This window comes from Deinococcus murrayi DSM 11303, assembly GCF_000482805.1.
Classification (GTDB): Bacteria; Deinococcota; Deinococci; order Deinococcales; family Deinococcaceae; genus Deinococcus; species Deinococcus murrayi.
The window spans coordinates 115,672-137,475 of the sequence record NZ_AXWT01000001.1 but is presented as its reverse complement, the minus strand read 5'-3'; the positions used below and the strand labels follow the sequence as shown (position 1 = coordinate 137,475).

Annotated in this window: 11 protein-coding genes and 2 riboswitches; of the genes, 6 read left to right on the top strand and 5 right to left on the bottom strand. The window is 74.0% G+C overall.

Features of this window, described 5'->3' with window-relative positions; translation table 11 throughout:
- Window positions 1-2 precede the first annotated feature (2 nt).
- Together H565_RS0100660 and H565_RS0100655 are read left to right on the top strand one after the other, a co-directional pair.
- The gene (locus tag H565_RS0100660) at window positions 3-2,081 is read left to right on the top strand and encodes an ABC-F family ATP-binding cassette domain-containing protein (RefSeq protein ID WP_027459336.1); all 2,079 of its coding nucleotides are present in this window, start codon (window positions 3-5) and stop codon (window positions 2,079-2,081) included.
- A gap of 205 nt (window positions 2,082-2,286) precedes the next feature.
- Window positions 2,287-2,745, top strand: coding sequence for a hypothetical protein (locus tag H565_RS0100655; RefSeq protein ID WP_027459335.1), 459 nt, complete (start codon window positions 2,287-2,289; stop codon window positions 2,743-2,745).
- Window positions 2,746-2,845: 100 nt separating this feature from the next.
- Here H565_RS0100655 and H565_RS0100650 read toward each other — a convergent pair whose 3' ends face one another.
- The gene (locus tag H565_RS0100650; RefSeq protein ID WP_157468832.1) at window positions 2,846-12,661 is read right to left on the bottom strand and encodes a translocation/assembly module TamB domain-containing protein; all 9,816 of its coding nucleotides are present in this window, start codon (window positions 12,659-12,661) and stop codon (window positions 2,846-2,848) included.
- Between the two features lie 141 nt (window positions 12,662-12,802).
- Between H565_RS0100650 and H565_RS0100645 the strand changes: the two genes are divergently transcribed.
- The 4 genes from H565_RS0100645 (at window position 12,803) to H565_RS0100630 (ending at window position 16,376) form a co-directional block, all read left to right on the top strand.
- A complete protein-coding gene (locus H565_RS0100645; RefSeq protein WP_027459333.1) occupies window positions 12,803-13,066 on the top strand; it encodes an acylphosphatase in 264 nt (87 codons plus the stop codon).
- Between the two features lie 73 nt (window positions 13,067-13,139).
- Complete coding sequence (locus H565_RS0100640) at window positions 13,140-13,697, top strand: hypothetical protein (protein WP_027459332.1); 558 nt, start codon at window positions 13,140-13,142, stop codon at window positions 13,695-13,697.
- A 132-nt stretch (window positions 13,698-13,829) separates the two neighbouring features.
- Window positions 13,830-13,917, top strand: a riboswitch (ZMP/ZTP riboswitch).
- 44 nt (window positions 13,918-13,961) lie between these two features.
- Entirely contained in the window at window positions 13,962-15,488 is a 1,527-nt protein-coding gene (gene purH / locus H565_RS0100635) for a bifunctional phosphoribosylaminoimidazolecarboxamide formyltransferase/IMP cyclohydrolase (RefSeq protein ID WP_027459331.1), read from the top strand.
- 12 nt (window positions 15,489-15,500) lie between these two features.
- Window positions 15,501-16,376 (top strand): bifunctional 5,10-methylenetetrahydrofolate dehydrogenase/5,10-methenyltetrahydrofolate cyclohydrolase, encoded by an 876-nt coding sequence (locus H565_RS0100630; protein WP_027459330.1) that lies wholly within the window; start codon window positions 15,501-15,503, stop codon window positions 16,374-16,376.
- A gap of 12 nt (window positions 16,377-16,388) precedes the next feature.
- Here H565_RS0100630 and H565_RS0100625 read toward each other — a convergent pair whose 3' ends face one another.
- The 4 genes from H565_RS0100625 to H565_RS0100610 form a co-directional block, all read right to left on the bottom strand.
- Window positions 16,389-17,714 (bottom strand): glycosyltransferase family 2 protein, encoded by a 1,326-nt coding sequence (locus H565_RS0100625; protein ID WP_027459329.1) that lies wholly within the window; start codon window positions 17,712-17,714, stop codon window positions 16,389-16,391.
- 100 nt (window positions 17,715-17,814) lie between these two features.
- Window positions 17,815-19,086 (bottom strand): glycosyltransferase, encoded by a 1,272-nt coding sequence (locus H565_RS13850; protein WP_034407953.1) that lies wholly within the window; start codon window positions 19,084-19,086, stop codon window positions 17,815-17,817.
- 108 nt (window positions 19,087-19,194) lie between these two features.
- On the bottom strand, window positions 19,195-20,196 hold the full coding sequence (locus tag H565_RS0100615) for a homoserine O-acetyltransferase family protein (protein ID WP_051363342.1): 1,002 nt from the start codon (window positions 20,194-20,196) through the stop codon (window positions 19,195-19,197).
- Window positions 20,197-20,201: 5 nt separating this feature from the next.
- Window positions 20,202-21,530 (bottom strand): O-acetylhomoserine aminocarboxypropyltransferase/cysteine synthase family protein, encoded by a 1,329-nt coding sequence (locus H565_RS0100610; RefSeq protein ID WP_027459327.1) that lies wholly within the window; start codon window positions 21,528-21,530, stop codon window positions 20,202-20,204.
- A gap of 136 nt (window positions 21,531-21,666) precedes the next feature.
- A riboswitch (SAM riboswitch) is annotated at window positions 21,667-21,773 on the bottom strand.
- Between the last annotated feature and the right edge of the window lie 31 nt (window positions 21,774-21,804).

Here is a 21,804-nt window from a genome sequence, read left to right as displayed (position 1 = left end):
CCGTGCCGCCCCTCCTGACCGCCCATTCGCTCTCCGTCACCTTTGGGGAGCGGGCGGTCTTGCGCGGGGTATCGCTCGCGGTGGCTCCCGGCGACCGCCTCGCCCTGCTGGGGCGCAACGGGGCGGGCAAGACCACCCTGCTGCGGGTGCTGACCGGGGAGATCGTGCCGGAAGAGGGGACCCTGTGGCGGCGCGGGGGGATGCGGCTGGCGGTGCTCGCCCAGCACCACGTGTTCCCGCCCGGCCTGACCGTGCGCGACCTCGTGGACGCGGCGCACCCCTACCGCGCCCTGGAAGCCGAGCTGCTCGCGCTGGAGGCCGACCTCGGCGACCCGGCGCGGCTGGCCGAATGGACCGCGCTGCACGCCCGCTTGGAGGACGCCGACGCCTTCCGCTGGCCCGCCCGCGCCGCACGGGTGCTGGGGATGCTCGACCTCTCCCGCTTCCTGCACCGGGAGGCGGCCACCCTGTCGGGCGGAGAGCGCACCCGGCTGGCGCTGGCCCTCGCTCTCGTGCAGGAACCGGACCTGCTGCTCCTCGACGAGCCGACCAATCACCTCGATATCCGGATGCGCGAATGGCTCGAAGGCTGGCTGCGCGACTTCCGGGGCGGGGTGCTCCTCACCAGCCACGACCGCGACTTTCTGGACGCTGTGGCGACCCGCAGCCTGTGGCTGGAGGGCGGCGAGGCCCGCGAGTATCCCGGCGGCTACTCCCGCGCCCGCGACCTGCGCGAGCTGGAGCGGCGCACCCAGGCCAGGGCCGCCCGCCTGGGCCAGCGGGAAGCCGCCCGCCTGAGCGGCAGCGCCGAGCGCCTCGACGAGTGGGGCCGCCCGGCCCGCGCCCTCAGGACACGGGCGGGGCGCGTGGTCATCCCCGAAGCGCCCCTCCCAGAGCGGCAACTGCGGATGCGCCTGCTCGCGGGCACGGCGCGGGCACCCCTGGTCGCCTGGGGAGAGCACCTCTCCAAGAGCTACGGCGAGCGCGAGGTCTTGCGCGGCGCAGCCTTTCGGCTGCGACAGGGCGACCGGGTGGCCCTGATGGGCGCGAATGGCACGGGCAAGACCACCTTGATGCGCCTGCTCGCGGGCGACCTCGCCCCCGACCCCGGCCCCCCCGACCCCGTGCTGCGGGTCGGCACGGGCGTCACGGTCGCTTTCCTCGACCAGACCTGGCACGGCCTGACCCCCGGCGAGGGGCTGCGGGCACAGTTTGAGCGCCGCTTCGGGGGGCGGGCACCGGCGCTGCTGGGCCGCGCCGGATTCACCGCCGACGACTGGCCCAAGCCCCCGGAGGTGCTGTCGGGCGGCGAGCGGGCGCGGGCGGGCCTCGCCCTCGTGAGTGCGCTGCGCTCGGACCTGCTGCTGCTGGACGAACCCACCAACCACCTCGACGTGGAGGCATTGCAGGCGCTGGAGGGGGCCGTCCACGCCTATGGCGGTGCGGTCGTCATCGTGACCCACGACCGCCGCTTTGCCCGCGAGGTCGCCAACCGCCTGTGGGTGATCGAGGACGGCCAACTTCGCGAACCGCTGGGCTGGGGCAGCCGCGAGTACGCCGACCCCGCCCGCACCCTCGCGGGCGACCCGCCGCCTCCACCGCCACCCCCCACCCCCCGGCAGCGGCTCGTGCACGTCGAGAACCAGCTTGCGGAGGTACGCCGCCACCTCGACGCCCCCCCCGGCACCCTGACGGGCCGCGAGGAGGCCCGCTTGCGGGCGCAGGCCCACCGCCTCCAGCACCACCTCTACGACCTCTACGCCGAAGCCTACGCTGCGCCGCAGTACGACGCGGAGGTCCGCGAGGGGCCGCTGCGGGTGCGTGCGCAGCGCCTTGGTGAGCGGGGCGGGATGGTCTGGGCCGCCCACGACGAGACGTGCCCCCACCTCGCCTGGGACGGCGAGACGCTGCGCTTCTCGGCCCCGCCCCCCGCGTGGTATGGGGCGGCGCTGCTGGGCGGAGCGCTGCGGATTCTCTTCGAGCGCTGGAACGTGGGCCGGGTGCGGCTGGGCGTGGGCGGGCCGCTGCTGCGGCGGCGGGAGTATTTCGAGCGGGTGGGCATGGTTCGTGGGAAGCGGTGAGCGGTCAGTAGGCAGTGGGAAGTAGGAAGTGGGGGGTGGGGGCTTGAGGGTGTGGGACCCACGTGGTTGCCGGGGGGATGAGGTGCGCCGAGCCGTTCTGTTCTGGCTCCCCACCAGTCCCTGCGCATTGACCTGGCCGTACGCCGCCTTTCTTACTCCCCACTCCCGGCGTGTGAGCGCCCCCTGCCCCGCTATACTCCCCGGCATGAGTGAAGACCTCATCAAGGGCCGCCTCGGCGGGGCGAACGGCTTTCACGTTCGCTGCGCCATCGATGGCGACCGCATCTCTGGCCGCGCAGGCGGCAACCTCTACGGCAAGGACATCAACCTCGAAATCACCGAGCGCGGCGTGCAGGGCACCGTTGGCACCGAAAGCGTTCGCATTGAGCTGGAAGAAGGCGAGCTGCGTGGCCACGTCGGGGGGCAAAAGCTGGTGCTGCGCGGCGTAGACCGCGTGACCGGCTTTCTCGGTGAACCCATCGTGGGCTGGAACATCGTCGCCCAGCAGCAGGGCGAGAAGCTCAGCGGGCAGCTCGGCAGCACGGTGCTGGGCCGCGCCTTTGAACTCGACCTCGGCTCGGCTCCCGGCTGGGTGGGTACCCTTGTCGCGGTGGTAGCGCTGTATGCGCTGGAGCCGCGGGTGAGCGGGACGGTCAGCCGCTAAGCCTCCAGCACCCAGCTTCCAGCAACAACGCCCCGGCTTCAGCCTGGGGCGTTTGCTTTGCTGCTGGCCGCTGGAAGCTGGCGACTGGAAGCTTGTCCACCTACCGCCCAAAGCGGTACGTCACCCCAAACCGGAAGGTCGTGCTGTCCTCGTCGTTGGAGACGCCCACGCTCACGCTGCTGCGGGGGCCGAAGTTGTAGGCCGCGCTGATAGAGGGGCGCACCGCCTGCAACCCCAGGCCCAGCGGGGTGCTGACCTGGAAAGAAAGGCGACCGTCGGGGGTGGTGTAGGTCGCGTCCAGCAGGCCCTCGCCCGTCAGGTCGACCTGGTATTGCAGGTAGAGGTTCCGGGTGAGGTACGACCCCAGGGTAATCGTGGCCCCGAACTCACCGCTTTCCGCCGCGAGGTTGGGCGTCAGGCGGAACACGTCCAGCCCCAGGGCGCGGGCCACGTTCCGCTCCAGCTCGCCCAGCACAAAGATGTTCAGGGCGGTCTGGAGGGCGCTTGTCCCCAGCGCGGCGAGGTTGTCCGGGAGGGCGTCGAGGTCCGGCACTCCGGTCGCGACGAGCGCGTAGAGTTGCGCTTCGGTGTAGGGGGCGCGGGTCAGGGGGTCCGTGCAGTTCCCGTTCGCGCCCGGCGCGCAGCTCAGGGTGGTCTGGAGGTTGAGGACCTCGCGGCCATTCGCCTGCGCCTCGAAGCGCCCGCGCACGTCCAGCACCACGGGCACCCGTTGCCGGGTGGTGACGGCGGCAACCGTTCCGGCGGCACTCAGGGTGAACGACGGATACAGGCCGTCCCCGGCGAAGGTCACCCGGCCTTCTCGCAGGGCGAACTCGTTCTCGCGCAGGAAGAGGCTGCCGCGCTCGGCCACGATGTCGCCCGTCAGCCGGGGCCGCGCCCCCGTGCCCGACAGCACCAGCCCGCCGCCAAACTCGGCCCGCGCAAGCGCCTCGTCCACCCGGATGCCGCCGGGAGCACGAATGGGGATGTCCTCGAACACCAGCCGCGTCAGGAAGGGCCGCACCGGGGCGGGCACGGCGGCATCCCCCTCTGCTGACCCGGCGGGCGGGAAGGTCGTGTATTCGGGCGGCAGCGGCGAGGGGAAAGCGTCGGTGGGGCGTCCGTCCGTGCCTGCGGTGCTTTGGCCGGGCGGGGGCAGGGTCGCCACCGCGTCCACCCGTCCCAGCACCAGCCGCGCAAAGGACGCCGCGCCGCTCACCCGCACCGCCGCGCCGTCGTCGAGGAGCCGCAAGTCGGCGTCGAGGCTGCTGTCGCGGGCCGAAATCGCCGCGATGGGCAGGGCATAGCCCTGGGCGGTGAGGCTGAGGTCAAGGCGGGGAGTCAGCGTTCCCGTCAGCCGCAGGGTCCCGGCGGGTCCGGTGGCCGCCGCGGGGGTGCGGCTGCTCGCCTCCACGGTCCAGCGCTCTCCGGCGGCTTGAGCGACGGTCACGACGCTGCCCGGCAGCGGCCCCAAGCCCTGGGGCACGAGCAGGCCCCGGAAGGTGAGGGTGGTGTCCGACAGCCGCCCCAGTGTGAGCTGCCCGCGTCCCTCCAGGATGCCGTCACTGCCCAGCACCCCGCCCGTCAGGACGCGCCCGCTCAGGCGAAAGGCCCCGGAGTCGGGCAGGTCGCCCTCCAGGGTCGGCACCTGCACGCTCAGGCCCGCTACGCTTCCGGAGAGGTTTTGAGCACGCAGCAGGGCGCGGGGGCGGTCATAGGTGCCCGCCGCCGACAGGGTGACCGTCCCCTTGAGGCTGGGGTCAAGGCCCGCCAGCCCCGGCAGCAGCCGCAGCACCGGGGTAAAGGTGGTGCCGTCAAAGCTGGCTCGCAGGTCCACCCGCTCGCGGCTGTAGCCCCCGCGCACGTCCCAGGTTCCGGCCCCGGCAAGCTGGACATTCACGCTCCGCAGCTCGCGGTCCGCGTAGTCCAGGGTGCCCGTTCCGGTCAGCGTCTCGGTGACGGCCTGCGGCCCGCTGCCCGTCACCGCGGTCACTCGGATGCGCTCGGCCACGACGGTGGCGCGCCCCGCCAGGGGGTCGGCGAGCGGAACCTCAAAGCGGGCCACGCCCGTCACGACGCCCTCGCCCACCGGGGTTCCGGTCGCCGCCGCGACGACGGCCCCCAGCGGCAGCGCTTGCAGGGTGGCCTGGCCCTCCAGCGTTCCGCCCGTCAGCGAGGCCAGGAAGCTGCTCTCGCCCAGGAAGCCGCGCAGTCGCCAGTCGCCGCCCGCCAGGGTGCCCTCTACGCGGGCGGGGAGGCGCTGCGGGCCAAGCCGCAGGGCCGGGCTGCTCAGCACCGCCGTGCCGCCGCCGTCGCGCAGGGTCGCCTCGCCGCTGACCTGCCCCGCGAGGCCGGGGGCCAGGGCGAGTTCGGCGAGGTCGACCCCGTCGAGCCGCGCCCGCAGGCGGTAGCCCTCCCCGGTAGGGCGCAGGGTGCCCAGCCGCTCCAGCGCGGGCAGGGCGTCGGCCAGCCCCCCCGACCCGGTCACGCGGGCCTCGCCCACCGTGTTCACGGCGCGCAGGTCCGCCGCGAAGGTCTGCCCCCGCAGGGCGACCTCGCCGTCCAGCCGCGCCTCGCCGGGGCGGCCCTCCAGCCCCGGCAGGTCGAGGGGATAGCGGGCGGCGGCCAGGGTTCCGCCCAGGCCTTCTCCCGTCGCGGTCACATCCGCTGTCAGGGTGCCGCCCTCTCGCCGCAGGCTTCCGGTCAGGCGGCCCGTCCAGCCCGCGTCCTCCTGCGCCGCCGCTAGGCTCAGCGTTCCGGCGGGCAGAGCGGCGGTCACGCCGAGGCGGGGGCGTCCGCTCGCCAGGGTCAGCTCGCCGTCGAGGTCGCCCGCCAGGGTCACCCCCAGGTAGGGCAGCTCGGCGGGAGTGGTCACGTCCGTCACCCGCAGGGCCACCCGGCCCGCGCCGTCTCTGGGCGTGACCCTCCCGGTCGCGGTAAGGCGGCCCGTCACCCCCGCGAGGCCCAGCCGCCCCAGGTCCAGGCCCGGCAGGTTCACGCCCAGCCGCGTGCCGTCCCAGGTCAGCGCTCCGCTGCGGCCCCCACCGTCCGACACGTCGAGGGCTGCCGCTTCCCGGCTGGCTTCGCCCGCCGCCTGCCACTCGCCCCGGCGCAGGCTGAGGGTGAGCTGGGGGTCGGCCAGTGGGCCGCGGGGGGTCACGCTCAGGCCCAGTTCGGGGCGGGTGAGGGCCGCGCTGCCCAGCCAGCGCCACTCGCCCGCCGGGTCCGGGCGCACCTCCAGCACCCCGCTCGCCTGGGCCGCCGGGCCGTCCACCAGCCGCAGGTGCACCCCGCTGGGGGTCGCCACGAGCCGCGCCCCCGCCCCCAGCACCCCGGCCTCGCCCGCCGCCTGCGGGCGCGCCCAGGGGCCGCTCAGCCGCAGGAGGGCGGGTTGGGTGAGCACCCCGCTGGGGCCGCCCGTCACCCGCACGCTGCCGCGCCATCCGGCCTGGCGGCTCGCCCCCACGTCCAGGGCCGCCCGCACCCCCGCCGCCTCCAGGGTGCCCGCCAGCGCGAGGGCCTCGGCCCCGTAGCTCGCCTGCAGGGTGCCCCCCAGCCCGCCCTCCGCCGTCAGGGTGAGGTCCGCCGCCGGGGAAGCCCCCTCCAGGCGGGCGCTGCCGCTCGCCCGCAGGGTGCCGCCCGCCACTCCCAGCCGCAGGCCGGAGAGGGTGAGGCGCTGGCCCTCCAGGGTGGCCACCGTTTCCCCACCCTGGCTCAGGGTGCCACGCACTTCCGCCGGGGTGCCCACAAAGGCCCCCCGCGTGTCCGTGAGTCTTAGACCGAGGGCCTGCGCCGCCCGTGTCTCCAGGGTCCCAGTCAGGCGCGGGGCCGTGAGGGGACCGGCGAGGGTGACCTCTGCCGCCGCCTCGCCTGTTGCCCCCTCCAGCAGGGCGAGGGGCCGCAGCCGCAGCGTGCCCCCCAACTCCGGGACGAAGCCCTCACCGCTTATAAGGGAGAGCTGTCCTTCTCCCAGCGCCCCCGCCGCGAGCGCGTACCCGCCGCGCCCGTCGCCGCGCAGGGTCAGGGGGGCGGGCAGGCCGCTCACCCGCGCCGTCGCGGTGCCCGCAAGCTGGGGCCAGGTGCCCGCCAGGTCGAGGGTGAGGCTCTCTTGCCCCTGCTGCGCCGTTCCGTACACCCGCCCCCGCACGGTGCCCGCCGTCAGGTCGAGGTCGCGCAGGTCGGCGTACAGCAGGCCGCTGCGTTCCTCGCCCTTCAGGGTCAAGCGGGCGTGGGCGCGGGCGTCCCGCAGCGGGCCAGCGAGGGTGGCGAGCGCCTCAAAGTCGGCGGCGCGGGCGGCCATCTCGCCGGAGACCCGCACGTCGGAGAGTGTGCCCGTCAGGAGAAGGTCGCTCTCCACCTGCCCCGCGCCAAAGGCACGGGCGTCCACGTCGCGCACCGTCACGCGCACGCCCTCCGGCAGCGCCCCCCGCGCCCGCAGCAGCCCCCCGCGCAGGCTGCCGTCCAGTTCGGCGTCCAGCCGCTGCGGGGCACCGGGCACCCGTGAGAGGGTGGCCCGCCCGTAGAGGCTAAACGGCCCAGCTTCTCCCTGTTCGCCGCGCAGGGCGAGGTTGCGAACCTGTACTCGCTCTGGGCCGCTCGCCAGCGAGCCGCTCGCCTCCAGCGTTCCGGCAAAGGTCAGCGCGTCCACGTCCCACGCGGGCGGCAGCAGCCGGGCGAGCCGCACCGGGTCCGCCCGCACCCCCAGGCGGTAGCGTCCGCCCTCCAGGGTGCCCCCGCCCGCGAGCCGCTCGCCCGCGAGCCGCAGCGAGCCGTTGCCCGCGCGGTAGCTCGCGCCCAGGTCGCCGGTGAGGTCGCCCCCCGCGTCCTCCAGCCGCCCAGTGAAGGTGGCCCCGGCCCCCGCCCAGCTCGCGCCCTCCAGGGTGGCTCGCCCGGTTACCCGCAGTTGCTCTGCCCGCCCCCACAGCGCTCCGACGTCGAACGCCGCGAGGTCGAGGGTGCCGCCGGGCCGCCGCGGGAGGTCGGCGGGCAGGGTCCCCGTCACCCGTGCCGGGCCGATGCTCGCGCTCAGGGCGAGCGGCCCCGCCCCGGTCAGCCGGGCGTCCAGCGCCCCGCCGGGCAGGGTGCCCGTCGCCCGCAGGTCGCCGTCCCAGCCCGTGCGGGCATGCCAAGCCGTCTCGCCGTCCAGCTGCACGCGGGTCTCCCCGGCGAGGTAGGGGGCCTGCACCCGCAGCCGCGCCGCCAACAGGCCGCCGAGCGCTCCCGTGCCCAGCCGCCCGCGCAGGCCCCCGGCGAGGGCCTCGCCCGCCAGCTCTGCTCGCCAGTCTGCGCCAAACAGCCGCCCGGTGACGCGGGTGCCCGCCGCCTGGAGGCCCTGCGCGCCGCTCGCAAGCACGCCCGCGACCCGCACGTCGGGCTTGCCGAGCGCTCCCCCCACCTCGGCGGCGTACTCGCCCGGCAGGGGGCCTTGCAGGGTGACCCCCGCGTTCAGGCGCAGCTCCGGCAAGACGGAACCGCTCGCCTGGAAGGTGCCGAGGCCCTCCGGGAGGGTGCCCGTCGCCCCCTCCACCCGCAGCGCTCCCGCCGCCAGGGTGGCCGGGGCGCGGAAAGAGACCCCCGCGGCCTCGCCCTCCGCCTCCAGCCGCAGGCGGCGCAGGGTGCCCCCCACCCCGGCCCGCACACGTCCGGCGGTGCCCGTCAGCGGCGCCAGGTCGGGGAGGTCCACCCCGCCCGTGACCGCCCAGTCGTTCGGAAGGCGGCGCAGGTCCAGGGCGACGCTGCCACCCGCGACCGTGCCCCGCAGGGTCGCGCTTGCCCCCGGCCCGGTCAGGGCCTGCCCCACCGCCGTGAGGTCCACCGCCTGTCCCTCGTAACGCCCCGCCGCTCGCAGGGTGAGGGTGCGGGCGGCGTCCCCCCGCAGGGTGCCGCGCAGCTCCCCGAAGGTCAGCTCGGCCTCGGCGCGGGGATAAAGCGGCCCGCGCACCCGCAGCGCCCGCCCGCCGAGGTCGCTTTGCAAGTCGCCCGCGAGCTGCCCCCGCGTGAGGATGACGGCCCCGGTCGCGCTCTGGCCAGCGGCGGTGAGGCGGACGTCCGCCCGGCCCGTCGCCCGGCTCAAGTCCAGGCCCGGTACGGTCAGGTTGGCAGTGATTTGCCCGGTCGCTTCCACGAGCGGGCGCAGCGCGAGAGCGTCCAGCACCGCGCCGTGGACCCGCAGGTCACGTCCGTCGTAGGCGAAGGGCAAGCGGGTGCCGGGGTGGGTCAGCTCGCCGCTCGCCCGCACGCTGCCCCGCCAGGTCACCGCCCCGCGCAGGGCCAGCGGCTCGCCGAGGTAGCGGGTGCCGGAGGAGCGCAGGGCGGCGCTCTCTGGCCGCACGTCGGCGACGAGCAGTCCGGCGACGAGGCCCCGCCGCACCTCGGCGGGGAGGGGGGAGAGGAGGGGGGAGAGGGCGGTGTGGAGCTGGCCGCCGAGTGCGGGCAGCAGGTTGACCCGCCCGCCGATGGGGCCGGAAGGCAGAGCGGCGAGGGTCTTTCCCCCGCCCCGGAGGGCGACGCTGCCGGGCCGTCCGCCGAGGGCGTAGCGCAGGGCGAGTTCGCCCCCCCAGCGGCCTGCGGCGTAGTTCAGCCCGCCGACGGTGACCCGCGGTCCGGTGAGGGTGGCTTCCAGCGGAAAGGTCTGGGCGGGGAGCACCAGCCGGGTGGCGTCTGCGCCAAAGCTCTGCTCGCGCAGCCGCACGCTGCCGCGCAGGGCGTCCGCGTTTCCGGTGGCCGTCGCGGTCAGCAGCGGCCCCACAACGTCGACCCGCAAGTCTTCGAGGCGGGACGGCAGGGTGAGGCGGCCCCGTGCCCGCAGGCGGTGTCCGGCGAGTTCGCCGGCGGCGTCCACCCGCCCCCCCCGCGCGACGAGGCGCAGCGGCCCCGCGCTCAGGGTTCCGGAGAGCTGCCCCCCCCGCGCTGTCAGGTCGCCCGCGAGGGGCAGCCCCGCCAGCGTGAGCTGCCGCGCCCGCACGTCAAAGTCAGAAAGGCCGCGCAGGGTGACCCGCGCTGCGCCGCCCGCCCCATCGAACACGTCGAGGGTGCCGCGCGGCTCGGTGCCTGCGCCGCGCACCCGCCCGTCTACGTACAGGCCTTCCAGCGGCCCCCGCACCCGCAGGTCATAGCTCGCCGCCGCCGGGCCGTCTGGACCCACGCTCGCCGTGCCGCTGGCCCGCAGGCCGCCCGGCCCCCCCGCCGTCACCGCCAGCGCCCGCCACGGCCCGGCGAGCGAGAGCGCGTAGCCCCCCTCCAGGGTGCCCCGCGCCCGCACCTCGCCCGCAAAGCCTGGCCCCCAGGTGGCCCGGCCCTGCACCCGTCCGGAGCGCCCGAAAGCGGTCAGAGGTTGGCTGCCCTCGGCGGTCACCCGGCCCGTTCGGGCGTCGTAGCCCAGGCGCAGGTCACCCCAGGTGCCCTCCGCGGCAAGGCGCGGTGTCAGCGTTGCCGTGAGGTTGACGGCCTGGCCCGGCAGGGTCACGCCCGCCCCGGTCAGGGGTACCGTGCGCCCGCTCAGCCGCGCCCGCAGGTCGCCGTAGGGTCCGGTGATGGTCGCCGCGAGAAGCTGGCCCCGCCAGCGCAGCGGCCCGGCGGCGGCCACGTCCGGATAGACCCGGCCCCGCAGCTGGGCGGCGGCGTCCGCGAAGGTCCCGCGCAGGTCGCCCGTCACCTCGCCGCCGCGCCGGGTGAGGAGGCCCGCGACCGCTGCCCCCCCCGCCCGCGCTTCCACCCGCGCCGTGCCGCCCGTCCCGGCAAGGGCGAGGTCCAGGGTTCCGGCGAGGTCGGGCAGACCGACGAGGGGCCGCAGCGCCGCGAGATTGACCCGCCCGCTGGCGTCCCAGCGCTCCCCGGCAAGCACGCCCCGCGCCGTCCCGCGCTCTCCGCCGGGGGCCGCCGTCGTGAGGGCGAAGCGCACCCCGTCCCCCTCCAGCGCAAACTCGCCCGCGATGTCGGCCCCCTCGACCTGGGCGACCGTGCGGAAGTCCGGGGCCAGCACCGTCCGCGCCGAGACGCGCACGTCCCCCGCCGTGCCGCGCAGGTCGGCGAAGTCGCCGCGTCCGGTCGCCGTGAGGTCGTAGCCGCCCCCCCGCGCCCGCAGGGTGCCCGTGACCTGCCGCGCCGCCGTCACGGTGGCCGTCCCGCTGACCCGCGCCCCGCCCGCAACCGCCAGCTCCCGCGCCGTGAGGGTGAAGGCGTCCCCGTTCCACACCAGCCGCTGGCCGTTGGGCGCAAAGGTCCCGCGCTGCCGGGGCAGGTCCAGCGCCACCGGCCCGCGCAGGGTCCCAGTCACGCCGGGCACGTCCGCCGCGAGGGTGCCGCCCAGCAGCCCCTCTCGCAGGTTGAGGGTGCCCCCCCCGCTGAGAGTGACGCCCCCCCCGCGCAGGTCCTGCACGGTCCAGTGGCCCCGGAAGTCTGGTCCCAGGTTCAGCCGCGCCGCGCCGAGGTCGGCCCGCAGCCCCGCCGCGCTGAGCCGAGCGGTGCCCACGAGCCGAAAGGGACCCGCGACGCCCTCCGTTACCCGTGCCCGCAGGTCGCGTGGGGTGCCCGTAAGGGCCACCCGCGCCGAGGCCGCCGCGTAGGTCGGGTTCAGGGTGGCCGTCAGCGCCTGGGTGCGCAGCGAGTAGCGCCCACTCAGCGGCCCGCCCAGGCCCTCGCCCCGCAGGGTGACGAGGGATTGGGCGTCCACCTCCGCCCGCACCGCCAGCGGCTTTCCGGCAAGGTCGCCTGCCCAGGTCGCTCGCCCCGCTCGCCCAAAAAACCATTCGCCCGCGAGCGTCTGCTCGCCCCCCAACTGCGTCGCCGCCTGAAGGCGCAGGGTGTTGGCCAAGGGCGGCTCGCCCCGGCGGGGAGGGCTGGCAAAGGCGTAGCTCGCCCGCAGGGACTGGAAGGGGATTCCGGCAAAGCGGCCCCCGGCGCTCCTGGCTTCCGCTTGGACCTCGGCGGTCTCCCAGCCCCCCGCCGTCGCCCGCAAGTGCAGGGTCCCTGCCCCCCCGTCCGACATGCCCAGGGCGCGCGCCAGGGCCGCGACGCGGGGGGTTGCCTCTGCCGCCGCGTCCCAGCGCTTCTCGTGGGTGTCGGCGGTGGCCCGCGCCGTCACCGGGCCGTCCCAGCCCTCCCCGGCGAGCTGCAGCGTGAGCTGGTGGTGCCGTTGGGTGAAGGTGCCCTCAATCCCCCGCACGGTCACGAAGGGGGCTTCGGGAACCTGAAGGCTGCCCCCCAGCACCCGCAGGTCCCCGCGCAGTGGCTCGCCGCCTCCCACGGCGTACTGACCGCGAATGCGCCCGCCCGTCACCCCCGGCCAGTAATGGTTGATGATGCGGGCGTCAGCGTCGAGGTCCAGCACGAAGCGGTTCCCCAGCTGTCCTTCCCGCACCGTCACCGCCGCGTTGAGGTCGCCCTGCCGGGTCTGCCCCCGCACGGCGAGGCGGCCATTCGGCAGCGGCGAAACCTGGAAACGTCCGCTGGGCACGTTGAGGCCCGTTCCGTCCACATTGACTCGCGTGTCCTGCACGTCCACCCCGCCCAGCACCACTCGCCAGCCGCTTTCGCCACTGCCCTCCTCGGCAGCCGACCCGCCCCGCAGCAGGTCGCCCAGGCGCAGATTCACGGCACCGCCCCGAACGGCCACGTCCAGCCGTAGGGTGCGGGTGCGGGGGTCCACTCCGGTGACGCGCACGCTGGCCTCGTCCGCCGTGCCGTCCAGACCGGGAAGCTTGAGCCGCGCCCCGCGCAGCCCCGGTGCCCACAGCCGCCCGCCCACGCCCTCGGCGGTCAGCACGTCGCCGCCCCACTGCCGCAGCGCCCATTGTCCCAGCAGGGACGGCCCGAACCACCCCGCCAGCCCCAGCAGCGCCGCGAGGAGCAGCAGCCCCCACCCTCCCCGCCGGGAGCGGGAGCGGGGGGGGTGGGGCGCGGGGGGCGGCGGCGTCACGCCGGGCCTGCGGGGGGGGCGAGTCGGGCGGGCATCTGCCCCGCATTCTAAAGGCCTTGGGGTGAGCGTCTTCCGCGCTTTTTCACGCCAGCGTCAGCTTCGGCACCCTTCCCCCGCCGGGGCGCGGGCTAGCATCGCCCCATGCGTCTGACCGCTCTTGTCTCCGGCACCGTGCAGGGGGTGGGCTACCGCCGCTACGTGCAGCGCCACGCCCGCGACCTCGGTCTATCGGGCAGCGCCGAAAACCTCCTCGATGGCCGGGTTGAGGTCGTCGCTGAGGGGCCGCCCGAAGCCCTCGCCCGCTTGCTGCACTGGCTGCGGCGTGGCCCGCCCCACGCCCGCGTGACGGCGGTGGAAACCCAGTACAGCGAGGCGACGGGCCTGCGCGAGTTTCACGTGTATTGACCCCCGCCCGCCCCCGTTAATCCTCAAGGGAGACTCAGGCCCGCGGGGCGCCTCGACCCCTTAAGCTGCCCCCATGAGCCTCAAAGACCGGTTTACCCCCGATGAGTGGTTTCAGGTCATGACCGCCCCTGGCCGGGTGGGAGCCGCCGTGGTCGCCGCCAGCCCCAGTGGGGTGACGGGCCTGGTCGCCGAGGCGCAGGCCATCGGGGCCGCCATCCGCGAGAGCCTGAGCGCCGCCGACCGCACGCCCCTGCTCGAAGCGATGGCCGCCGACCTGCTGGGCACACCCCCCAGCCCCCAGGAGGTGTCCCCGCAAGACCGTCCCCGCACCCCCGAAGAGGTTCGCGCCCGCAGCCTGGAGGAGGTGCGCCGCGCCGCCTGGCTGGTAGGGGCCAAGGCTGGCCCTGGCGACCTCGCCGCCTTTCGCCGCTTGCTGCTGAACGTGGCCGAACGTGCGGCGGCGGCGGCCAAGGAGGGCGGGTTCCTGGGCTTTGGCGGCGAACAGGTCAATGAAAGGGAGCGGCAGGTGCTCGCGGAGTTGCGGACCATCCTGGGAGAGGAGGGGGCACCTGCCCCGCCACACGAGACACCGCCGGGCGGCAATCCTGACGGGTCGGGCAACAGCAACTGAGGGCCGGAGCGCCCCTGGCGTGCTCGTCAGTCACCCACAGCCGCACGCCTGAGGTCAAGGGGGCTTCCCAAAGTTCTGGGCGGGCAAGCCTGCTCCTCAGAGCGCGTGCCCGCCCCTTTGCTATCCTCCCCCCAAACGGGCGGCGACTGGCGCTGAACGTGGGGCCACACCACGGGGGAGCCGCCCGGACTCTGACAGATCGCGCGCCTGGGTCGGACGTTCCTTGCCCTCTGCGGCGGGGGCGTCCGCTTGCCGGAGGGCGAGATGCCAAAGCGGGCCTTGATTTCAGTGAGTGACAAGACGGGCGTGGTGGAGTTCGGACGCGAGCTGGCCGCACGGGGCTGGGAGCTGCTCAGCACGGGGGGGACCCTCTCGGCGCTGCGGGGGGGCGGGGTTCCGGCCACGGCGGTGAGCGACGTGACGGGCTTTCCGGAGATCCTGGAGGGGCGGGTCAAGACCCTGCACCCCGCCATTCACGGCGGCCTCCTCGCCCGCCGGGAACCGGGGCACCTCGCCGAACTCGCCGCATACGGTCTCCAGCCCATCGACCTGGTATGCGTGAACCTCTACCCCTTCCGCGAGACGGTGGCGCGGGGGGCAAGTTTTCAAGAAGCGGTGGAAAATATCGACATCGGCGGCCCGGCGATGCTGCGGGCGGCGGCCAAGAACCATGCCGGGGTGCTTGTGCTCGTCGACCCTGCCGACTATCCCCTCGCCCTCGCAGACGAGGTGAGTGGGGCCGAGCGCCGCCGCCTCGCCGCCAAAGCCTTTCGCCACACCGCCGACTACGACGCCGCGATTGCGGACTATCTGGCGGGGGGGGAGACGCCGAGCGGGTTCCCGGAGCGCCTCACCCTACGGCTCTCCCGCGTGGCCGAGGTGCGCTACGGCGAAAACCCTCACCAGCCGGGCGCGGTGTACCGCCGCGAGGGAGAACGTGGCCCGGTGCTGGACGCCCGGCTCCTCTCCGGCAAGCCCATGAGCTTCAACAACTACGCGGACGCGGACGCGGCTTGGGCGCTCGCCGCCGAGCTGGGCGGGCAGGAGGAGGGCGCGGTCTGCGTGGCCGTCAAGCACGGCAATCCCTGCGGGGTGGCGGTGGCTGGGACGGTGGCCGAAGCCTGGGAACGCGCCCGCGACGCCGACGCCCTGAGCGTCTTCGGCGGGGTGGTGGCGGTCAGCCGCCCGCTCGACCTCGCCGGGGCGCAGGCGCTGCGGGGCACTTTCCTCGAAGTGCTCGTCGCCCCCGACGTGACCCCAGAAGCGGCAGCTCTGCTCGCCGCGAAAAAGCCTGACCTGCGGGTGCTGGTTGCCGCTGAGGACGCGGCCCCCTCGCCGCTGGAGCTGCGGCCACTCGCGGGGGGCTTTGCCGCCCAGGAGCGCGACCGCCGCACCTGGGACGACCTTTGCCCGGAGGTGGTCACCGCCCGCGAGCCGTCGGAGGAAGAATGGCGGGACCTGCGCTTTGCCTGGGCTGTCGTCAAGCACGCCCGCTCCAACGCGGTCGCCCTGGCGCGGGGCGGGATGACGGTGGGCCTGGGGGCGGGGGCCGTCAGCCGCATCTGGGCCGCCGAACGCGCCGTCACCAACGCGGGCGAGCGGGCACGCGGGGCGGTCCTCGCGTCCGAGGCCTTTTTCCCCTTTGACGACGTGGTGCGCCTCGCGGCGGGCGCGGGCGTCACAGCCATCCTCCAGCCTGGCGGGGCCAAGCGCGACCCCGAAGTGATCGCGGCGGCCAATGACCTTGGCCTGAGCATGGTCTTTACCGGCTCGCGGCATTTCCGGCACTAGGGGAGGGGGGAGATGACGACCTCTTCCCAGCCTCTCCTCGGCAAGCCCCTGGCGGTGCGGGTCACCCGCGGGGTGCGGGCGGCGCTCGCCGAATGGGCCAAGACCCCAGAGCAGGTCCGCCCCCACCTCGTCTCGGTGCTCGCCTCCCACGACGAGGCCTCGGCGGTGTATGTCCACAGCAAGGCGCGGCAGGCCGAGCGGCTCGGCGTGCGCCTGAGCGTGCGCGACCTCGGCGCGGGGGCGACCCAGGCCGAGTTGGAAACTGCGCTGCGTGACCTCTCCGCTGACCCGGAGGTGCACGGCATCGTCCTCGAACTGCCGCTTGCGCCGGGGCTGGACGCCGACGCCGCCCTCCTTCACATCGCCCCCCGCAAGGATGTAGAGGGCCTGACCCCCGCCAACCTCGCCCTGGTCGCGGCGGGTCGCGAGGCGGAAGCGCTGCTGCCCCCCACCCCGCGCAGCGTGCGCTTCTTGCTGCGCGAGGTCCTCAGCGACGACCTGCGCGGGCGGCGGGTCGCGGTGGTCGGGCCAGGGCGCACGGTGGGGCGGCCCCTCACCTTCATGCTGAATAATCGCGGGGTCACGGTCACCCTCTGCAACGAGCACACGAGTGACCTCGCCGGGGTGCTGCGCGGGCAAGACGCCGTGGTTGTCGCCGTCGGGCACGCCGACCTGCTGCGCCCGGAGCACGTGCAGCCGCACCACGTCGTTGTGGACGCGGGCATCAACGTGCAGGAAGACGGCAGCGTGGTGGGCGACGCCCAGCCTGACCTCCCCGTGCGGGCGCAAACCCCGGTGCCGGGGGGCGTCGGGCCGCTGACGAGTGCGCTGATGTTCCAGAACCTCGTGCGGGCGGTGAAGTTGCAGCGCGGGGAGGCGGTGGAGTAAAGCTCAAGAATTTCAATCCCCCGACGACGCGGCGGTCACCTCCAGGGGCGCGGGGGGAGGGGCCGCGTCGGGTTCAGCGTGGCGGGCGGTCTTGTCCCAGGTGCGGCGGCCCGTGAAGTGGTTTTTAAAGGCGAGCGGCAGGCTGAGAAACAGCGCGAAGCCGTACACCGGAAAGCTCAGCGCCGTAAACAGGAGCCTGCCCGCGCTGAGGCGGTTTTCGAGCTGGTAGCGCACCAGCCAGTTCAGTTGCAGGGCTGCGTTCAGCAGGCTCACGGTGAGGCCCACCGCCGGGGCCAGGAGCAGGCCGTGGGTGCCTGTCGCCCAGCGCAGCGGCTGGGTGAGCAGGGTGAGCACAATCAGGACGTTAAACCACGGGCTAAGCAGAAAGTAGCTGAAATCCAGCCGGGCGAGCAGCGGCACGGGCGTGCGCCACAAGCGGCCCAGGTAGGGCAGGCATTGCAGGGTGCCCTGGGTCCAGCGTGCTCGCTGGCGGGTAAAGCGGCGCAGATTGGGCAGGCCCTGCTGGTTGACCGCCGACTCCAAAAAGGCGAGGCGGTATCCCGGCGCGGCCAGCCGAATCTCCAGCCCGCTGCCGAAGTCTTCGAGCAGCACGTCCGGCCAGGGGGACACCCCGCGGGCAAACTGCTCGGCCAGATAAGACGCCCGCATCAGTTGGCCGTTGCCGCACAGGGCGGCGGTGTGCCAGTGCGAACGCAGCACCTGAAGGTGACGGGTGATAAAAAACTCCACGTCCTGCTGCTGCTCCAGCATGCGCCCCACCAGGGTCCGCCATTGCCAGCCGCCGACCGACTGCCGAATGCGGACGCGGGCCTGCGCCCCCATGACTGCCGGGTCGCCGAGGACCTGCCGCGCTTCGGCCAGCAGCTCCGGCCCGATGCGCCCGTCGGCGTCAATCACCACCAGCACCTCGCGGCGCAGGTCGCAGCCCTCCGCCCGCAAGCGCCGCAGCACCTCCTCGGAGGCCCAGTTCAGCGCCTGGCCCTTGCCCTGCCGGGCCATGGGGAGGCGGCGGCGCAGCAGCCACACCTGGGGGTCTGCCGCCGCGAGCGCGGCCACGAGCGCGGCGGTCGCGTCCTCGCTCGCGTCGTCAATCACGACGACCCGGCCCTGCGGCGAAACCCGGCGCAGGTTGCGCACCGTCGCCTCGATTACCCTCGCCTCGTTGAGGGCCGGAATCAGAAAGGTAAAACGCAGGTCCGGGTCAGGCGTCGCCGTTCGCCGCGGCTTCGGCACCAGCGCCGCCAGCGTCATCTGAACGGTATAAAAGCACAGCAGCAGCAGCCCCAGGGCGTCCAGCACCGTGAACAGGTTCGTCAAGGGTCACCTCAAGCGGGGGACCGCGCCGGGGGAGGCGGGTCCCGCATTCCCCCCACACTATGCACCTTCTGCGGGGCTGCAACCAGCCGGAATCTGCGGCCTACGCCTCCGCGTGCCGCGCCGTCTTGACCCAGCCGTGCTCGCCGCGCAAGAAGTTCCGGAACGCGAGGGGCACGCTCAGCATCATGATGAGGGTGTAGACCGGAAGTCCGGCGGCGGCAAAAGCGGCCCGGCGCAGCCCCAGCCGATTCTCGCGGCTGTACAGAAAGACCCACGCGAGCGGCAGCAGCAAGCCCGGCACGCTGAGCGCGGCGGTCAAGGCCCAGTTCACTTCCCCCGTCAGCAGGCGGCTCAGGGCGCGGGCAGGGTAGTACACCAGCAGTCCCAGCGTCAGCAGATTGAGCCACGGCTGCGCCAAGAAGTAGGTCAGGTCCAGCCGCGCCCCCAGCGCCATGGGGGTGCGCCAAATGCGCGGCAGGTGCGGAGCGCATTGCAGGTTGCCGTGGGTCCAGCGCGTGCGCTGCCGCACGAAGCGCCGCACGTCGGTGAGGCCCTGCTGGGTCACTCCCGACTCCAGGAACACGAGGCGGTGCCGGGGGTGAGCCAGGCGCACCTCCAGCCCGCTCGCGAAGTCTTCCAGCAGCACCGGGGGCCAGGGGGCCTGCCCCCCCGCGAGCCGCTCAGCGAGGTACGACAGCCGCATGAACTGCCCGTTGCCGCCCAGACCCACCGTCCACACCCGCTGGCGCAGCAGTTGGATGTGCCGCACGATGTAGAACTCCAGGTCCTGTTGCAGCAGCAGGAGCCGCCCCAGCAGCCCGCGCCAGCCCCGCGACTCCACGCCACTCTGACGCACCCGGATGCGGGCCTGCGCCGCCATCACGTCGGGGTCCGCAAAGACGCGGGCCGCCTCGTCCAGCAGCCGGTCGTCCATGCGCCCGTCGGCATCAAACACCACCAGGACCTGCTCTGCCAAGGGAGCCTGCGCCAGCCCCCCCTGCCGCAGCAGCTGGGCTACTCCCCAGTTCAGGGCCTCGCCCTTGCCCGTGCGGGCGTGCGGGGGGCGGCGGCGCAGCAGCAGGATGCCGGGGTCAGCCCGCGCGAGGTCCTCCACCACTTCCGCCGTCTCGTCGTCGCTGCCGTCGTCAATCACGACCAGCCGCGCCCCCGGAGCCGCCGAGCGCAGGTTGCGCAGGGTCGGCCCGATGACGGCGGCCTCGTTGAGCGCCGGGATGACAAAGGTAAAGTGCAGGGGGGCGCGGCGGAGTGGCCATCGCCGGGGCTGCGCCACCAACGCACACAGCGAGTAAGCCAGGTACAGCGACAGCAGCACCAGGCCGATTCCCTCGATGACTAGAAAGGCCGTGCTCATAGCCCCCCGACGCTACCGGGTGCGCTGTCCGGTTGCCAGTGAGCGTGCTGCCCGTGAGAAAAGGCTAGAGCAATGCTGAAGCGGGTGGGGGGGAAAAGGGGGGAGGAGCTAGCGCCGCAAGAAGGCCGCCACCCACTCCGGCAAGAGGCCGGGGTCCATCAAGAAAGCGTCGTGGCCGTGCGGACTGTTCAGCTCGCGGTACTCGCCCCGCGGCAGCGTCTCGGCATAAGCCCGCACCTCGCCGGGCGGATACAGGAGATCGCTGGCGATGCCCACCACCAGCACGGGCACCCGGATGGCCCGCAACTCCGCATCGGTCGGCTGAAAGTGGTCCATCGCCTCCGTGAGGGCGAGATACGAGCGTTCGCTGAAGCGGGCGGCGAGCTTCTCACCCTGATGCTCCAGATAGGTCGTGATGTCGGGGGTTCCGGGGCGGCGGGTGCCCCAGCCGGGTTGGGTGCGGGCGAGGCTCTCTGGGCTGCGGTAGCTCAGGGTGGCCACCATCCGGGCGACCTTAAGCCCTTCGCCGCCGGGGGCCGCCCGGATGGCCGCCCGCGCCGCCGCATTCAGGCCGATGGCCCAGGGGGAGTGCCGGGCCGGAGCCGCGACGATGACGGCCCGCTCGACGAGGTCGGGGCACTCCAGCAGCCAGGCGTAGGCGAGCATCCCGCCCATGCTCGCGCCCACCAAAGAGACCCGCCGCACGCCGAGGTGCTCCAGCAGGGCGCGCCCCACCCGCGCCATGTCCCGCAGGGAGAGGAGTGGGGCCGCGCCCCCCACGGACGGCAGCTCGTCCGGTCCCGCCGTGCCCGCGCAGCCCCCCAGCACGTTCGCGCACACCACGTAGTCCCGCGTGGGGTCGAGCGGTCGCCCCGGTCCCAGAAAGTCCGGCCACCACTCGTGCACGGCGCTCGTGCCCGTCAGCGCATGCAGCACAAAGACGGCGTGCTCGGCGGGCGTGCCGTAGGTGTGGTAGGTCACCCGCAAGTCTTGGACCACCCCGCCGCTGTCCAGCAGCAAGGGGGTTTCCCGAAAGAGGAGGGCCGTCTGCGGTCCCGAACACTCGCCGGGGGTGGGGGGCGGCCCCCGGCGCTCGGCAGCCTGGGTCATCGCCGTCACGCGTTCACCGGCGCGGCGGCGAGGGCCTGGGCAAAATCCTCTTGCAGGTCCCCGATGTGTTCGATGCCCACCGAGACTCGCACCAGCCCCGGCGTGACGCCCGCCGCCCGCTGGGTCGCCTCGTCGAGCTGCGAGTGGGTCGTGCTCGCGGGGTGGATGACGAGGGTGCGGGTGTCGCCCACGTTCGCCACGTGCTGCGCCAGCCGCACCGCCCGGATAAAGGCCTCGCCCGCCGCCCGGCCCCCCCGCAGCTCGAAGGTCAGCACCGCCCCCGCCCCCCGCGGCAGGTAGGTCTGCGCCCGGTCGTAGTGCGGGTGGTGGGAGAGGCCAGGGTAGGTCACCCGCGCCACGTCCGGGTGGGCACTCAGCCATGAGGCCAGCGCGAGGGCATTCTGGGCGTGCCGCTCGGCCCGCAGCGAGAGGGTTTCTAGCCCTTGCAGGAACTGCCACGCTTGCTGGGGCGCGAGGGTCGCCCCGATGTCGCGCAGCCCCTCGGTGCGGGCGCGGGTGATGAAGGCGACATTGGGCAGGCCCAGGGCGTTCCCCGCCCCGAAGGTCTCCCAGAAGCTCAGCCCGTGGTAACTGGGGCTGGGTTCGGTCAGGAGGGGATAGCGTCCATTGCCCCAGTCAAAGCTCCCCCCATCCACGATGACGCCGCCGATGCCATTGCCGTGCCCACCTATCCATTTGCTCGCCGAGTGCAGCACCACGTCCGCCCCGTGCCGCAGCGGCTGGCAGTAGTACCCGCCCGCCCCGAAGGTGTTGTCCACGAAAACGGCCACGCCCCGTGCGTGGGCGGCGGCGGCGACGCCCTCAAAATCGGGCACGTTCAGCGCCGGATTGCCGATGGTCTCCAGATACACCGCCCGCGTGCGGTCGTCGATGAGGGCGGCGAACTCTTCCGGGCGCTCGTCCCGGCTGGTAAAGCGCACCTCGATGCCCAGCCGCCGCAGGGTCACCCGAAACTGGTTGACCGTGCCGCCGTACAGGTTGGGTGTGGCGACGATGTTGTCTCCCGCCTGCGCCACGTTCGTGATGGCCAGGAACTGCGCGGCGTGTCCGCTGGCAACCGCCAGCGCTCCCACCCCACCTTCAAGGGCCGCGACCCGCTCTTCGAGCACGGCGGTGGTCGGGTTCTGGATGCGGCTGTAGATGTTCCCAAACGCCCGCAGCCCGAAGAGGTCGGCGGCGTGTTCCGGCGACTCGAAGACGTAGGAGTTGGTCGCATAGATGGGCACGGCTTGCGCCCCAGTCGCGGGGTCGGGGCGCTGCCCGGCGTGGACTTGCAGGGTGTCAAAGTGCAGGGGCTTGGGGGTAGACGCCATGATGGCCTCCTCACAGGGGACAGAAGCGGGGTGCTGTGGGGAGCCGCGCCCAACGGCGCAAGCCCCCTCTCGAACGGGCGAGAAGGGGCGGCGCTAAGGAGTCCGCGTGACCTTCCCGATCGGTCCCGCCTGCCGCAGGTCATCGTTGACCTCGCGGGCGGGCTGGCCTTGGCACCGTGACGTGATGGGGTCCGGTTGCCGCGCCGTCAACGAGCCAGGTCTCTCAGGCGCTCTGGATAGGGTCGCTCCACGCGGGAGCTGCCTCGGACGCTAC